Origin of the sequence: Zwartia hollandica (genome assembly GCF_019923725.1) — a bacterium.
Taxonomy (GTDB): Bacteria; Pseudomonadota; Gammaproteobacteria; order Burkholderiales; family Burkholderiaceae_B; genus Zwartia; species Zwartia hollandica.
Genome location: NZ_JAHXRI010000001.1, coordinates 235,533 through 249,765, shown reverse-complemented (window position 1 = coordinate 249,765; position 14,233 = coordinate 235,533). Strand labels below are relative to the sequence as shown.

At 52.5% G+C, this 14,233-nt stretch carries 15 protein-coding genes; 11 read left to right on the top strand and 4 right to left on the bottom strand.

Features of this window, described 5'->3' with window-relative positions:
* The first annotated feature begins 96 nt into the window (after positions 1-96).
* The 9 genes from glnA (at position 97) to KZZ10_RS01125 (ending at position 10,655) form a co-directional block, all read left to right on the top strand.
* Complete coding sequence (glnA, locus tag KZZ10_RS01165) at positions 97-1,509, top strand: type I glutamate--ammonia ligase (RefSeq protein ID WP_259659657.1); 1,413 nt, start codon at positions 97-99, stop codon at positions 1,507-1,509.
* Between the two features lie 42 nt (positions 1,510-1,551).
* The gene (glnL, locus tag KZZ10_RS01160; RefSeq protein ID WP_259659656.1) at positions 1,552-2,604 is read left to right on the top strand and encodes a nitrogen regulation protein NR(II); all 1,053 of its coding nucleotides are present in this window, start codon (positions 1,552-1,554) and stop codon (positions 2,602-2,604) included.
* A complete protein-coding gene (ntrC, locus tag KZZ10_RS01155) occupies positions 2,601-4,058 on the top strand; it encodes a nitrogen regulation protein NR(I) (RefSeq protein ID WP_259659655.1) in 1,458 nt (485 codons plus the stop codon). The genes glnL and ntrC overlap by 4 nt, the downstream gene beginning before the upstream one ends.
* Before the next feature lie 84 nt (positions 4,059-4,142).
* On the top strand, positions 4,143-4,529 hold the full coding sequence (locus tag KZZ10_RS01150) for a Rid family detoxifying hydrolase (protein ID WP_259659654.1): 387 nt from the start codon (positions 4,143-4,145) through the stop codon (positions 4,527-4,529).
* 29 nt (positions 4,530-4,558) lie between these two features.
* On the top strand, positions 4,559-6,664 hold the full coding sequence (gene recG, locus KZZ10_RS01145; protein ID WP_259659653.1) for an ATP-dependent DNA helicase RecG: 2,106 nt from the start codon (positions 4,559-4,561) through the stop codon (positions 6,662-6,664).
* A gap of 31 nt (positions 6,665-6,695) precedes the next feature.
* Positions 6,696-7,646: a LysR substrate-binding domain-containing protein gene (locus tag KZZ10_RS01140; protein ID WP_259659652.1), complete on the top strand. Its 951-nt coding sequence runs from the start codon at positions 6,696-6,698 to the stop codon at positions 7,644-7,646.
* Positions 7,647-7,648: 2 nt separating this feature from the next.
* The gene (gene ubiA / locus KZZ10_RS01135) at positions 7,649-8,506 is read left to right on the top strand and encodes a 4-hydroxybenzoate octaprenyltransferase (protein ID WP_259659651.1); all 858 of its coding nucleotides are present in this window, start codon (positions 7,649-7,651) and stop codon (positions 8,504-8,506) included.
* A gap of 14 nt (positions 8,507-8,520) precedes the next feature.
* Positions 8,521-9,354 carry a pyrroline-5-carboxylate reductase gene (proC, locus tag KZZ10_RS01130; protein ID WP_259659650.1) on the top strand — a complete coding sequence of 278 codons (834 nt, stop codon included), beginning with the start codon at positions 8,521-8,523 and terminating at the stop codon, positions 9,352-9,354.
* Between the two features lie 35 nt (positions 9,355-9,389).
* Positions 9,390-10,655, top strand: a complete 1,266-nt coding sequence (locus tag KZZ10_RS01125; protein WP_259659649.1) for a DUF945 family protein — start codon at positions 9,390-9,392, stop codon at positions 10,653-10,655.
* A gap of 98 nt (positions 10,656-10,753) precedes the next feature.
* On the opposite strand, the gene KZZ10_RS01120 is transcribed toward KZZ10_RS01125, so the two are convergent.
* The 3 genes from KZZ10_RS01120 to KZZ10_RS01110 form a co-directional block, all read right to left on the bottom strand.
* A complete protein-coding gene (locus tag KZZ10_RS01120) occupies positions 10,754-11,155 on the bottom strand; it encodes a Zn-ribbon domain-containing OB-fold protein (RefSeq protein ID WP_259659648.1) in 402 nt (133 codons plus the stop codon).
* A 2-nt stretch (positions 11,156-11,157) separates the two neighbouring features.
* Complete coding sequence (locus KZZ10_RS01115; protein ID WP_259659647.1) at positions 11,158-12,327, bottom strand: thiolase family protein; 1,170 nt, start codon at positions 12,325-12,327, stop codon at positions 11,158-11,160.
* An 84-nt stretch (positions 12,328-12,411) separates the two neighbouring features.
* The gene (locus KZZ10_RS01110; RefSeq protein WP_259659646.1) at positions 12,412-12,783 is read right to left on the bottom strand and encodes a DUF423 domain-containing protein; all 372 of its coding nucleotides are present in this window, start codon (positions 12,781-12,783) and stop codon (positions 12,412-12,414) included.
* A gap of 80 nt (positions 12,784-12,863) precedes the next feature.
* Here KZZ10_RS01110 and KZZ10_RS01105 point away from each other — a divergent pair, with 80 nt between their 5' ends.
* Both KZZ10_RS01105 and KZZ10_RS01100 read left to right on the top strand, forming a co-directional pair.
* A complete protein-coding gene (locus KZZ10_RS01105; RefSeq protein WP_259659645.1) occupies positions 12,864-13,277 on the top strand; it encodes a BPTD_2524 family lipoprotein in 414 nt (137 codons plus the stop codon).
* A gap of 52 nt (positions 13,278-13,329) precedes the next feature.
* The gene (locus KZZ10_RS01100) at positions 13,330-13,740 is read left to right on the top strand and encodes a PaaI family thioesterase (RefSeq protein WP_259659644.1); all 411 of its coding nucleotides are present in this window, start codon (positions 13,330-13,332) and stop codon (positions 13,738-13,740) included.
* A gap of 13 nt (positions 13,741-13,753) precedes the next feature.
* Here the strand turns inward: KZZ10_RS01100 and KZZ10_RS01095 are convergent, their stop codons facing one another.
* Entirely contained in the window at positions 13,754-14,209 is a 456-nt protein-coding gene (locus KZZ10_RS01095; RefSeq protein ID WP_259659643.1) for a GatB/YqeY domain-containing protein, read from the bottom strand.
* Between the last annotated feature and the right edge of the window lie 24 nt (positions 14,210-14,233).

The following is a 14,233-nucleotide window of genomic DNA, read 5'->3' as shown; positions in this document are numbered from 1 at the left end:
CAAAAATTGCTTTGGTTCTGCCAAGGTAAAATTGCTTGTCAGTTTCAACCACGATAGCAGTCAGTCATTCCTTCTAATTCATATCCGGAGTCAATAATGACCACCTCTAAAGATGTTCTGAAGAAGATTGCCGAAAACGAAGTCAAGTTTGTTGATTTCCGTTTTACGGACACAATGGGCAAAGAGCAACACGTCTCGGTGCCTGTCAGCCAAATGGGCGAAGAGAAATTCAAGGACGGTCATGCATTTGACGGTTCGTCGATCGCTGGCTGGAAAGGCATTGAAGCTTCAGACATGCTGTTGATTCCAGATCCAGCGACAGCGCACATGGATCCGTTCCGTGAAGAGTCGACCATGATTCTGACATGTGATGTGGTCGAGCCCTCGGACATGAAAGGTTACGAACGCGATCCACGCTCGTTGGCAAAACGCGCAGAAGCCTATCTGAAGTCCAGTGGTCTGGGTGACACAGCCTTTTTTGGTCCTGAGCCAGAGTTCTTCGTTTTTGACGGCGTGACCTGGGGCGACGACATGTCCGGCTGCCACGTCAAGATCAAGTCCGAAGAAGGCTCATGGTCAACTGGCATGGAATTCGAAGGCGGTAACTTGGCCCACCGTCCTAAGGTGAAGGGCGGCTATTTCCCCGTTCCTCCGGTCGACTCAATGCAAGACATGCGTTCAGAGATGTGCTTGTTGCTCGAAGAAGCTGGCATTCCAGTGGAAGTGCACCATCACGAAGTGGCTGGCGCTGGTCAGCTCGAGATCGGCACCAAGTTCAGCACACTCGTTACACGTGCGGACTGGAACCAAATCATGAAGTACACGATTCACAACGTTGCTCATGCCTACGGCAAGACAGCCACCTTCATGCCGAAGCCAATTGTCGGTGACAACGGCTCGGGCATGCACGTGCATCAGTCGATATGGAAAGACGGTCAGAATTTGTTCGCAGGCAATGGTTATGCCGGTCTGTCTGAGTTTGCGCTGTACTACATCGGCGGCATCATCAAGCACGCACGTGCACTGAATGCAATCACCAATCCAGGTACGAACTCATACAAGCGTTTGGTCCCACACTACGAAGCGCCTGTGAAGCTTGCCTACTCGGCACGCAACCGCTCTGCTTCGATCCGCATTCCTTATGTTGCAAACCCCAAAGGTCGTCGCATTGAAGCGCGCTTCCCAGATCCACTGGCCAACCCATACTTGGCTTTCTCGGCATTGATGATGGCGGGTCTGGATGGTGTGCAGAACAAGATTCACCCTGGCGATCCAGCAGACAAAAACTTGTACGACTTGCCACCTGAAGAGGATGCAAAGATCCCAACAGTGTGCAGCTCACTGGAACAAGCTCTTGAAGAGCTGAACAAAGACCGCGAGTTCTTGACCCGTGGTGGCGTGTTCACAAACGAGATGCTTGATGCATACGTTGAATTAAAGATGCAGGAAGTCAACCGTCTGCGCATGACAACGCACCCTGTTGAGTTTGATCTTTACTACAGCCTCTAAACTGCCGACAAATTTGGGGTCGGGCCTCCCGGCCTGATACCCATGAACTCCGTTGAAGCTTTCGATCTACTCGCCACGACGGTTCTGTTACTGAACCAGAACGGCGAAGTTGCACAAGCGAATGCGGCGGCAGAAGTGATGTTCGGGCGGTCTAGGCGTTCCCTGGTAGGGTGGCCAGCCGCCCATTTGTTTGAGCGTGATGCTGCGCTTGAGCAGTCTTTCCGGCAAGCGTGTTCGGGTGCAGTGGATGATTGCCGCCAGTTCGCACACACACGTCGAGGTGCAGATTCTGTCGAAGTCAGTGTGACTTCGATTGCGCTCCTTGGGCGACCTTGGGCCGCTCTCATTGAAGTTAAAGATATCGAGCAGCGTGTGCTGGTCGATCGCAGTATTCGCTTGGTTGACGAAATCGAAACGCAGCATGAGTTGTTGCGCAACCTGGCGCATGAGGTGAAGAATCCGCTTGGGGGGTTACGCGGCGCTGCGCAGTTGCTCGAGTCTGAATTGCCCGACCCTGCGTTGCAGGAGTACACACAAGTTATTATTTCTGAAGCGGATCGTTTGCAGGCTTTGGTAGATCGCTTAGCGGCGCCTCAACGCATGCCAGTGCAATGGCAGTCAGTCAATATCCATGAGGTGTGCGAGCGTGTCTGTGCACTGGTACGCGCCGAGTTTCGCAGCGTCGCATTGCAGCGTGACTACGACGCGTCGATGCCAGAGTTTCGCGCAGACCCTGCACGCTTGATGCAAGCGCTATTAAATGTCGTGCGAAACGCTGCGCAAGTGCTGACAGGATCAGCACAAATTGCATCGCCGCATATCACAATCAAAACGCGAGTCGCACGACAAGTTTTATTGCGACATAAACAACATCGCATGGCCGTTGTCGTATCTGTACTAGACAATGGACCTGGCGTGCCCGAGACAATTCAAGACCGGATTTTTCATCCACTTGTGACTGGGCGTGATGGTGGAACGGGCTTAGGCCTGAGCCTTGCGCAGGATTTCGTCCAACAGCATGGTGGCGTAATTGAATTTGACTCGAAACCCGGACACACCGAGTTTCGGCTGATGTTACCTTTGGAGTCGTTATGAAACCTGTCTGGATCGTTGATGATGACCAGGCCATTCGCTGGGTATTAGAGAAAGCGTTGGGTCGTGCTGGTATGGTCACCAGAAGTTTCGTCAGTGCGAACGAAGTTTCAGCAGCCTTGCGAACCGAGATACCGGCCGCGTTGATTTCCGATATTCGCATGCCAGGCACAGATGGTTTCGAACTGCTCAAGCACGTGAAGGAAAAGTATCCTAGCTTACCGGTCATTATCATGACCGCTTTTAGTGATCTAGATAGTACGGTGACGGCATTCCAGGGTGGAGCGTTTGATTATTTGGCCAAGCCATTCGATATCAATGATGCCGTGGCATTGATATCACGCGCTGTGCAGGAGCCCGAAGCCGAAGAGGTCGCTATCGGTGTTGGAAGATCGGATATATCTCAAGACAAGGGAATATTGACTCAGTCTTCTTCGGTCGCCATGCAGGAAGTATTCCGAGCCATTGGTCGTTTGGCTCAGTCAAATGTCACGGTGCTGATTACCGGTGAGTCTGGAACCGGTAAGGAGCTCGTCGCGCACGCGCTTCATAGTCATGGCGCGCGCGCAAAAGGCCCCTTCATCGCTTTAAACACTGCTGCGATTCCGAGGGACTTACTCGAAGCGGAGTTGTTTGGGCACGAACGCGGCGCCTTCACTGGCGCGAACGCACTTAGGCGTGGGCGTTTTGAAGAAGCAAGTGGCGGTACGCTCTTTCTAGATGAGATCGGTGACATGCCCTTCGAGTTGCAGACGCGACTGCTACGGGTATTGTCCGATGGTACGTTTTACCGTGTGGGTGGTTCTCAGCCTGTCCGAGTGGATGTGCGTATTGTCGCCGCTACGCACCAGCCGTTGGAAGATCGTGTCCGTGAAGGAAAGTTTCGTGAAGACTTATTTCATCGACTAAACGTGATACGACTCCGTTTGCCACCTTTGCGGGAGCGTCGCGAGGACGTGCCAGAATTGGCTAGACACTTTCTGGCGATGTCGGCACGTGGAGTAGGTGTGCCTATTAAACGCATCTCTGAGCCCGCGATGCAGGCGCTCGCGCATTTCGATTTTCCAGGTAATGTTCGGCAGCTCGAAAACTTTTGTCATTGGTTAACTGTCATGGCACCGGGCCAGACTGTCGGTGTAGCGGATTTACCCCCAGAAGTTCGCGCGGCCCAGTTGCCAATCGCTGCGGTTGGTATGAGTGTTCAACCCGAGGCGCAGCACCGAACTTGGCAGCAGCTGTTAGCCACTGATGCGACGCTACGTCTATCACGCTCCGATCCTGAGGTCTGGTTGGTTTTGACCCAGATGTTTGAGCGCACCATCTTGCAAGCTTCCCTAGATGTGTGTCGCGGCAGACGTGTAGAAGCTGCAGCGCGGCTCGGGATGGGGCGCAATACGATTACCCGTAAATTGCGGGAACTAGGGATGGATGCAGGCGGGGCCGATATCGCTGCGTGAAGGCGTGTTTGTAGGGGACATTCCAGAGCAATTGGATTAAACTATTGTCTATAAAATTTTGATAGTCAAATCCAGGAGTCTCTCATGTCCAAACAGATCATTCACACAGCCAAAGCTCCCGCTGCGGTTGGTCCGTATTCACAGGCGGTCCAGGCGCCAACCGGCAAGATGATCTTCTTGTCTGGTCAGATTGGTCTAGTACCTAGCACCGGTGAAATGGTGTCTGACAAGTTTGAAGATCAAGTCAAACAAGCGTTTTCAAACATGCAGGCGGTGATTGAGGCTGCCGGTGGTTCGCTTGAAAATATTATTAAACTGAATTTGTTTCTCACGGACTTGGGACAGTTTGGCATCGTGAATGCTTTGATGGCTGAGCGCTTGCCACAGCCTTTTCCTGCACGCTCAACGGTCGGCGTCTCGAGCCTACCGAAGGGTGCGCAATTTGAGATTGAAGCGATTATCGTCGTTTAAGAACTCGCCATTCGTCGCTTGTCGCTGACGTGAGTGCTCGTTCTGCACCAAAACGCCAGAGTGCTAAGACACCCGCTCTTAGCCTCGAGTCTAAATTTTTGCGCTTAGGGCTGATGAGCGCCGAAGATTTTGTATTGCATCTCCCGCTGCGATACGAGGACGAGACGCAAATTATGCCGATCGCCTCCGCGCGCCCTGGGCTGATGTCGCAAATCGAAGGTGAGGTGGTGCGTAGCGAAATCGTCCTCAAACCCCGTCGGCAGTTGACGGCGGTTCTGCGCGACGAGTCAGGCGAGATTCACTTGCGTTGGTTGACATTCTATCCAAGTCAACAAGCACAGATGACGCCAGGAAAGCGCTGGCGCGTGCGCGGCGAAGTTCGTGGGGTTCGTCACGGCTTCGAGATGGTGCATCCGAAGGTAAGTGTCGCCGGTGCGCCGTTGTCGATGGCGCTCACACCAGTCTATCCTACCACTGACGGATTATCGCAAGCCAGTCTGCGCAAGGCGATTGGCTCAGCCCTGACGACGGTAGATTTGTGTGATACCTTGTCGCACACAATCCGTTCCAGACTTGGCCTGATGGAATTGCGTGAGGCGTTGCAAACGATTCACTCTCCACCTGCGGATTTAGACCCGACCAGTTTGCTCGAGCACACGCATCCCGCATGGACGCGTATTAAATTTGATGAGCTACTAGCACAGCAGTTGTCTCTCGCTGCAGCAAGAGACCAACGACAAGTTAGGCGTGCCCGTCCCTTGGGTCCGGTGGTATCTGGTAAGCAAGACGCCTCTTTGACCGAGCGCCTACTCGCCAGTCTGCCATTTGCACTCACGGCAGCACAAGCGCGCGTGTTACAAGAAATCGAGTCCGATCTTGGACGCTCCTTTCCGATGTATCGATTGCTACAGGGGGATGTCGGTAGCGGCAAGACGATTGTTGCTGCCCTCGCAGCGCTGCGAGCGATCTCACACAATGCCCAAGTAGCGCTAATGGCCCCAACCGAGCTTCTTGCCGAGCAACATTTCAATAAGATGCACTCGTGGTTTGAGCCTCTGGGGGTGAAGGTTTGTTGGCTAGCAGGCAGCATGCCAGTAAAGGCCAAGCGCGAGTCGCTTGAGGCGATTCGCTCCGGCGAGGCTAAGTTAGTCGTGGGCACGCAGGCGCTCATCCAAGAGGGCGTAGAGTTCTGTGCCTTAGGCCTCGTTATTGTCGATGAGCAACATCGCTTTGGCGTTAGCCAACGACTCTCTTTATCCCGTAAGGGCGAGGATGCAGTCCGAGGCTCAGTGGCGGGGACAACACTGGATCTGATCCCGCATCAGTTAACAATGAGTGCGACGCCCATTCCGCGTACGCTCGCGATGACTTTTTACGCCGACCTTGAGGTGTCATCGATTGATGAACTACCGCCTGGGAGAACTCCGGTCGTCACCAAATTATTTGCCTCAGACCGTCGCATGGATATTATTGCGCACGTGGCGCAGGCCTGTGCCGAAGGTCAGCAAACCTACTGGGTCTGTCCCCTGATCGAAGAGAGCGAGGCGTTAGATTTGCAAAATGCCGTCGACACATACGCGGAGCTTGTTCAAGCGTTGAGTCCTCGGCGTGTTGGCTTGGTACACGGTCGTTTGACACCTGCCGAGAAAGCTTTAGTGATGAATAGCTTTAGGAACGCTGAGCTTGATGTGCTCGTTGCGACGACGGTTATCGAGGTGGGTGTCGATGTTCCTAACGCCTCGTTGATGATTATTGAACACGCTGAGCGCTTTGGCTTGGCTCAGTTGCATCAGTTACGGGGTCGCGTTGGACGAGGCGCAAAGCGGTCGGTGTGTGTCTTGATGTATCAAACTCCTCTGTCGATGCTTGCTCGTCAGCGACTGCGGGCAATGTACGAAACACAGGATGGGTTTGAGATCGCACAGCGCGACCTAGACTTGCGTGGTCCTGGTGAGCTATTGGGATCGCGGCAGTCAGGACTCACGTTATTGAAGTTTGCTGATCTGGCTCAGGATGGTGGGTTGGTCGTTGTTGCACGGGAACAAGCCATCGTATTGCGTGAGACGGATCCGCAAACGGTTCGCAAACACCTAGATCGGTGGATGCGTGGGAAAGAAGATTATTTACGAACTTAAATGATTTGCTGATTGATTGGGCGAAATAGCTATGACTCTTACAGAATTGAAGTATATCGTTGCAGTATCTCGTGAAAAGCACTTTGGTCGTGCGGCCGATGCCTGTTTTGTCAGTCAACCGACTTTGTCTGTGGCCATCAAGAAGCTAGAAGATGAGTTAGGTGTCACACTGTTTGAGCGGGGAGGGACGGAGATCGGTGTGACTGCGATTGGAATGCAAATTGTGTTGCAGGCGCAAAAGGTACTTGAGGAAAGCGCCAGTATCAAAGAGCTTGCACGCCTTGGTCGTGATCCTCTTGCCGGTGTGCTTCGCGTTGGAGTGATCCACACGATAGGCCCGTACTTGTTACCGAAACTTGTGCCGAAACAGATCGAACGTACCCCCCAAATGCCATTGATCTTGCAAGAGAACTTCACCGTTCGCTTGTTGGAGCTTTTGCGTCAAGGAGAAATTGACTGCGCAATCATGGCGTTACCGCTCCCAGATTCCGGTCTAAGTGTTTTGCCCCTGTATGATGAAGACTTTGTCGTCGCTATTCCGTCTCAGCATCCTTGGGCATCCCGAAAATCTATTTCTGCTGAAGATCTCAAGCAACAAAACATGTTGTTGCTTGGCAGTGGGCACTGCTTTCGCGATCAGGTATTAGAAGTTTGTCCCGAGCTATCCAGGTTTGCTGCGACGAGCGAAGGTATTCAGCGGACGTTTGAGGGCTCGTCACTGGAGACCATTCGCCATATGGTTGCAGCCGGTATAGGGATCACTGTGATGCCCGCCAGTTCGGTGTCATCTGTGGACCGCAGTAGTAAATTGCTCAAGTACATCAAGTTTGATGTACCCGTGCCTAATCGTCGTGTTGTGCTCGCGTGGCGGAAAAGCTTTCCTCGTACGGTTGCAATTGATGCGCTGGTTCAAGCAGTATTCCATTGCGGGTTAGAGGATGTCCATATGCTTGATAACCTGCACGAGAAGGAGCGCGGTTAGCTGTGTTTGAACGTCTCGGTCTGTATGCCAAACTAGTACGTCTCGATAAGCCTATCGGTACCTTGCTTTTGCTTTGGCCAACACTATGGGGGCTCTTTGTCGCTGCAGATGGGTGGCCAGAGCCAGCGATTCTATGCATCTTTGTACTAGGCACATTTTTGATGCGCTCTGCAGGGTGTGCTATGAACGATTACTTCGACAGAGATGTTGATAGACATGTCGCACGTACGGAAAAGCGTGTGTTGACAGCTGGATTGATCGAGCCACGCGAAGCCTTATATGTCGCTGCTGTGTTGGGTTTGGTTAGCTTCGTACTGGTATTGTTTTTGAATGTACTGACTATTTTATTGGCGCTTATTGCGGCAATACTCGCAGTAACCTATCCGTTGTTCAAGCGGTTTTTCGCGATCCCGCAGGCCTATCTAGGCGTTGCTTTTGGCTTCGGGATTCCGATGGCGTTTGCTGCGATACAGAACGAGGTACCCAGCGTAGCCTGGGTGATGCTTCTCGCCAATGTATGCTGGGCAATTGCGTATGATACGGAATACGCCATGGTTGATCGTGACGATGACTTACGACTCGGACTCAAGACATCTGCGATCACATTTGGTCGCTACGATGTTTCTTTGGTTGCGTTTTGTTATCTGTTAGCAATCGCTTTACTAGGCGTTGTCGGTTACTTGCTTAGCTATGGATGGCCTTATTTCCTAGGCTTGTTGCTTGCGCTTGGTATTTCCGCGTTGCACATTTACTGGATACGAGACCGTGACCGCCAAGCCTGCTTTAAGGCTTTTTTACATAACACCTGGCTTGGCGCTGCGGTATTTTGCGGTATTGGACTTCAGCTCACACTCTATTGATTTTTGGATGAATGATGGCAACATTTCCTTCGGTGGCATTTATTGGTGGCGGTAACATGGCGAACGCTTTGGTCTCGGGCATGCTGGCTCAGGGCTGTCCCGCCGAAAAGGTCCATGTAATTGAGGTAGCCGAGGTGCTACGAGAGCAATGGCGTGCGCGTTCTGTCAGTGTGAGCGCCGCACCAGATACGCTGCTCAGTCAGCGCCAGGTCTGGATTTTTGCTGTCAAGCCACAACAGATGCGGGATGTCGTATTACAGTGCCGTGCTTGGCTACAACCCAACACGTTAGTCATTAGTATCGCTGCGGGGATTTCAATTGACTCACTTGGCAAATGGCTTGGTGAGGATGCCAAACCGTTTGGTAATGTGGTGCGTTGCATGCCCAATACGCCTGCACTTGTCGGAGCTGGAGTAACCGGGATGAGCGCACCCGCGACAACGAGCGCAGCCGATCGGGAGCGCGCGACTGCATTGCTTTCTACCGTAGGCGAAGTGGTTTGGGTGGATAACGACAAGGCCATTGATGCCGTAACGGCACTGTCTGGCAGTGGACCGGCCTACGTGTTCCTTTTCCTCGAGTCTCTCATTAAAGGGGGGCTTGCACTCGGTTTGTCAGAGCAACAGGCAAGGGACTTAGCCTTGTCTACGCTTGCTGGTGCGACGAAACTCGCGCAGCAGTCTGCGGAAGCTCCCTCCGTGCTCCGGGAGCGGGTCACGTCCAAGGGGGGAACGACTGCGGCGGCGCTGGATGTTTTTGCGCAACAGGCTTTTGGTCAAACAGTGGTTCAGGCGATGGCAGCAGCAGATCGTCGCGCGGCGGAGCTTTCGATTGAATTCGGGAAGTAGATTCAGCAGTAAATTTTAATAACAGGAATGACCTAATGAAAAAGCTATTTGCTGCAGTAGGCGGTTTGATCGTAGTGCTCCTAGCTGTTTGGCTTGGCGCAAGTGTCTACGTCGGGCGCAGCACCGAGAAGTTTGTCTCTACGATTACCGAACGCAATAAGCCTGGGGCCGCTCTACGGATTGTGAACGTTAAACACGAGCAGTCACTGTTGTCGGCAAAGGGTTCTTTTGATCTGCAGTTCGCAGACGTCAGTGCTGACGCGAAGGATGGCACAGCACTTTACACGGCACAGGCTACCTATAAGGTATCGAACTTACTGTTACCAGACTCGGCGATGCGGTTTGACTGGCACGTCAAGCCAGCTGGACCACGCGCACAGGCTTTGAAAGATTTCTTTGGTCAAGAGTTTGATCTTCATGGTCACGGCAAGCTTGCTTATGGTGGGGCGGCTCGATCGAGTTTCAGTCTGCCCAAGCTTGCCGTCCGGCAGGGCAGAGATTCATTTGACTTCAGTCCTCTAACGGGAAATATTGCATGGGGTGCCAAGACACTTGCCGCTGATTTCAAGCTCGATCGTCTTACTATGCGTACTGCTGAGTATGTCCTAGATGTGCAGGGTGTCAACATGCAGTCAGAGGTAAGCGACAGACAAAAGGGGATTGGTTCTGGCTCCTTGGCGATTGCAAAGGTTAGTACTAAAGAGTTCACTGCCGAGAACTTTGTTTTGACGAGCACGACTGGAGAAAAGGATAAGCGCATTGATTTGACGGTCCATCCCAAGGTTGCATCGCTTGATGTTGCGGGGCAAAAACTACGGGATGTTTCTCTTGAATTTGCCGTTACTGGAATGAACAGCGCTAGCGTCGAGGCTTTGTCTGCTGTAGGTCACGACACCAATGACTTTCGGATGCTGACAGCTGATGAGCAGTCTCGTGTGAAACAAGCGTTACGCACATTGATTAGTGATGGTTTTTCAATTGGTATTCCAACGCTTGCAGCGAAGACTGACGCAGGATCCGTTCAAGGCGCACTCAAGCTTGAGGTCTTGCCTGCCAAAGCTGCGAAGTTTTCAACGGTAGATTCGATTCGCGCTTCTGGGCAAATCGATGCGAATGGTCGGGTCTTAGACAACAAGCAGCGATCATTGGCGATGTTGTTTGGTTTGGTGGTTCCAACCAAAGAGGGCTTACGCGCTAGTTTTGAGCTTGCGGGTGGCTCGATCAAAGCGAATGGGAAGACCTTTGATGTAAAAGCGAATCTTGATTATTTTGATGCGCTGATCAATGAGGCCTTGAAGTAATAACGAGTCGTTGAGAGGGCTCGCACACAGGCTGGTGCAAAAAAAACCGTGCGTGGTCAATTTAATTGACTACGCACGGCTTTTTATTCGGCTCTGTTTTATACAGGGGTAAACATCGGTACAGGTGGTCCATCGCCTTCAGTCGGTTTGAAAACGAGCTTCACCTTTTGCCCAATTTTCAGCGCTTCGAGGTCGCAATCTACAATTTGAGTCATCATCGTGACCCCTTCGTCGAGCGAAACATAGGCAATGCAATACGGGTTAGGGTTGCCACGCTGCATGACGCTTAGGGAATAGATCGTGCCCTTGCCAGAGGCTTCAATCCATTCTGTGTCGCTCATACAAAAGGGGCAGAGTTCACGCGGATACCAATGAGTTTGACCACAAGACTTACATTTCTTGATTAGAAATTTCCCGAGCTTGGCCGCATCCCAAAATGGTTCATTGCCTTTTTCTTGGGCCGGTGCGGGAATCGGGTTGGGTTGATACATCATCGTCATGATTAGTTACGCTCCATGATCAGAGTCGCGCTACCATGGCGCGAGCCGAGGAAACCACCCGTGCCGTGAGCAAGGGCGATATCGCAATTTTTTACCTGTACTGCTGGGTGCGCTTCGCCGCGCAACTGGCGGACCGCTTCAATCACCTTGGTGATTCCACCTCGGTTTGCCGGATGGTTGTTACACAAGCCGCCACCGTCCGTGTTGAATGGAAGTTTACCCACACCAGAAATTAAGTTGCCGTCGGCCACGAATTTTCCACCTTCGCCTTTTTTACAGAAGCCTAAGTCTTCGAGCTGCATGATGACGGTGATGGTGAAACTGTCGTAAATCGAAGCGTATTTGATATCTTGGTGAGTGATGCCTGCTTCTTTGAAAGCGGCTGCACCAGAAAATCGCGCAGCTGAGTAGGTGAGGTCAACGTGACCGCCAAGTTGACCTTTTACAGCTTCGCCAGCACCCAGTAACTTTACGAGTGGTCGCTTCAGTGACTTTGCAATTTCTGGCCGGGCGATGATGAGTGCACCACCACCATCGCTGACGACACAGCAGTCTAGACGGTGTAAGGGCGTAGAGACGAGAGGTGAATTAACCACATCTTCCACAGTCACAACATCTCGTAGCATCGCATGTGGATTATGTTGGGCATGGTGAGACGCAGCAACCTTTACCCACGCCAGTTGTTCCGCGGTCGTGCCGAACTCGTACATATGACGGGCTGCCACCATGGCATAACTATTAACTGTGACCGATCCAAAAGGCGCCTCGAAAGGAACGTCCGGTAGGTCAGATCCCCAATTGCGTGGCTGGAGTCCAGAGGAGCCGGCAGAACGTGGGCGGCCAGCTAGCGTCACTAGCGCGACATCGCACTTGCCAGCTGCAATCGCTTGCGCAGCATGGGACACGTGGATCAAATAGGAGCAACCACCGGTTTCGGTTGAGTCTACGTGACGCAGTTTAGTTAGCCCCATGTAGTCGGCCATATTCAGCATGCCCAGGCCTGGCGCGTCTCCAGCACAGAAGTAGCCGTCAATATCACCCAGTGTCAGTCCAGCGTCTTCTAGTGCGCCACGTGCAGACTCGGCGTGTAGTTGCGCAACGGATTTATCTGGTGCTTTGCGTGTTGGGTGCTCGTAGGCGCCAACGATATAGGCTTTGTCTCGTATGCTCATATGCGATATTTTGGTAGTTGAAAAATTGTGAAATAGCTTTGTACCACTGTTGTATGCACTTGTTTTAAGGATGCAGCTTTGGCCTCAGTTGTCCTTGGTGAAGGTTGATAGTCCTAAGAGCATCCAGCCTAGCATGAGCATGACGCCCCCTGCGGGTGCCAATGCGCCCGCGCTCACGATCTCTGCGAAATATTTTGTGTAAATCCCACCGCAAAAGAGAACGAGTCCTAACAGAGTGGCCCACCGGGCAAGGCGGATCCAGCTGCCTGGCAAACTCGCAAGGTAGACAAGCAAGACCGCATGGATAAGTTGCATGATTGCGGCGCGCTCCACAGACAGCGCGGCTTTTGGGTCTGCGATCGCATGGGCTGCTGCGGCGGCTAAGGCTACCGCAGTTAGACCAAGCGCGGCCGCTACCAAGCGCCAGAAGCGGGGTGTCGGAATGAGGTTGGTCATGGTGGGCTACAAATATAGTTAAAATTCTCAGCGTATTATGCAACCTTTAACGCCCGCTGGGCAGCGCCAAGGAACACAAGATGAAACGACATTGGCTCACTCTCATTTGTCCAATTCTGTTGGGCGGCTGTTTAGGGATCAATCCGACAAATTCGCCTAAAGATAGCTTTACAGTCCCCGTAGCTTTTCAGGAGGTCTTCGCACGTGCGCAGGCGCAAGCGAAAGAGTGTTGGAGTGCTGACGGCGAGTTTCCAGTTAAGTCTTCGAGTGATCAAGCCAGTGGTTCTGCGCGGGTTTGGGTGACCGGAGTGCTGGGTTCGACACCTTATGCGCAGGTTGATATGCGCTCTCTGGGGGAGCGGAACACTGAGGTCGTCGCAACAGTCATGGGCGTGAATATGTGGAATCGCGCATCGCTTTCTGCGCTGCATGAGGTCATGCAGTTTGGCGTGCCTACTTGCTCAAGTTACATGCCGCGGGCAGCGCCTCGCTAGGTGCGTGAAGCATATTTGTTTTTGTTTATATTTTTTCTTTCGTAGAGCTGCTGTGTCATCTTCAAATCATCAAAAAAAATATTTCGGACTTGAGATCCCCTATCTCGACTTTCTGCAACTTGAGCCGGTATTGTGCGAGAACGATCGCGCGATGACACGGCTACGTATCCGTAGTGAGTTGCTAAATAGTCGTGGGCATATTCATGGTGGTGCGCTCATGAGTATTCTAGACTTCACACTAAGCGCAGCAGGTCGTGCCAACGATCCGTTAGGGATCGGGATGGCAACGATTGACATGCACACGAGCTGTATCGAGCCTGCGATGACAGACCTCACCATCGAGGCGCGTTGCATTAGACGCGGCGCCTCGATTGCCTTTTGCGAAGGTGAAATTCTGGATACGAGCGGGAAGTTGATTGCTAAAGCTTCCGCTGCATTTAAGGTTCTGAAGGTGAAGGCGTAATCACCTCCACGCCTTAACCTAGCTTTGCTTTTACTAGAGCGGAAAGCGCAGACATGTCTGCGCGTCCTGCTAGCGCTTGCTTCAAAATAGCCATGACTTTGCCCATTGCGGGCGCACCTGTTATGCCTTGTGCTTGGACCTCAGCTAGGGCAGCATCGATGGCTGCTGCGATATCGGCTTCGCTAGCTGCTTGGGGCAGGAATTCTTTTAGGACGGCCATCTCGGCAGTCTCTTGCGCTGCGGTTTCGGTGCGGCCCGCTTGCTCGAAGGCTGCGATTGACTCCCGGCGTTGCTTAACTTGTTTTTCAATGATGGCGACTACTTCGGCATCACTTAACTCTTTACGCTCATCGACTTCTCGTTGCTTGATCGCAGCTTGCAAAAAACGCAAGGTACTGAGGCGTTCAGAGGCTTTGGCGCGCATAGCGTCCTTGACGGAATTGGCGAGTCGCAGTTTTAAGTCTGACATATTGTGCTTTCCGAAAAACGAGGG

Coding starts and splice junctions, on each gene's coding strand:
- KZZ10_RS01150 (WP_259659654.1), top strand. CDS start 4,143: ATGTCCAAACAGATCATTCACACAGCCAAAGCTCCCGCTGCGGTTGGT.
- glnL (WP_259659656.1), top strand. CDS start 1,552: ATGAACTCCGTTGAAGCTTTCGATCTACTCGCCACGACGGTTCTGTTA.
- KZZ10_RS01140 (WP_259659652.1), top strand. CDS start 6,696: ATGACTCTTACAGAATTGAAGTATATCGTTGCAGTATCTCGTGAAAAG.
- KZZ10_RS01125 (WP_259659649.1), top strand. CDS start 9,390: ATGAAAAAGCTATTTGCTGCAGTAGGCGGTTTGATCGTAGTGCTCCTA.
- KZZ10_RS01120 (WP_259659648.1), bottom strand. CDS start 11,155: ATGACGATGATGTATCAACCCAACCCGATTCCCGCACCGGCCCAAGAA.
- glnA (WP_259659657.1), top strand. CDS start 97: ATGACCACCTCTAAAGATGTTCTGAAGAAGATTGCCGAAAACGAAGTC.
- KZZ10_RS01110 (WP_259659646.1), bottom strand. CDS start 12,783: ATGACCAACCTCATTCCGACACCCCGCTTCTGGCGCTTGGTAGCGGCC.
- KZZ10_RS01105 (WP_259659645.1), top strand. CDS start 12,864: ATGAAACGACATTGGCTCACTCTCATTTGTCCAATTCTGTTGGGCGGC.
- proC (WP_259659650.1), top strand. CDS start 8,521: ATGGCAACATTTCCTTCGGTGGCATTTATTGGTGGCGGTAACATGGCG.
- ntrC (WP_259659655.1), top strand. CDS start 2,601: ATGAAACCTGTCTGGATCGTTGATGATGACCAGGCCATTCGCTGGGTA.
- KZZ10_RS01115 (WP_259659647.1), bottom strand. CDS start 12,327: ATGAGCATACGAGACAAAGCCTATATCGTTGGCGCCTACGAGCACCCA.
- KZZ10_RS01095 (WP_259659643.1), bottom strand. CDS start 14,209: ATGTCAGACTTAAAACTGCGACTCGCCAATTCCGTCAAGGACGCTATG.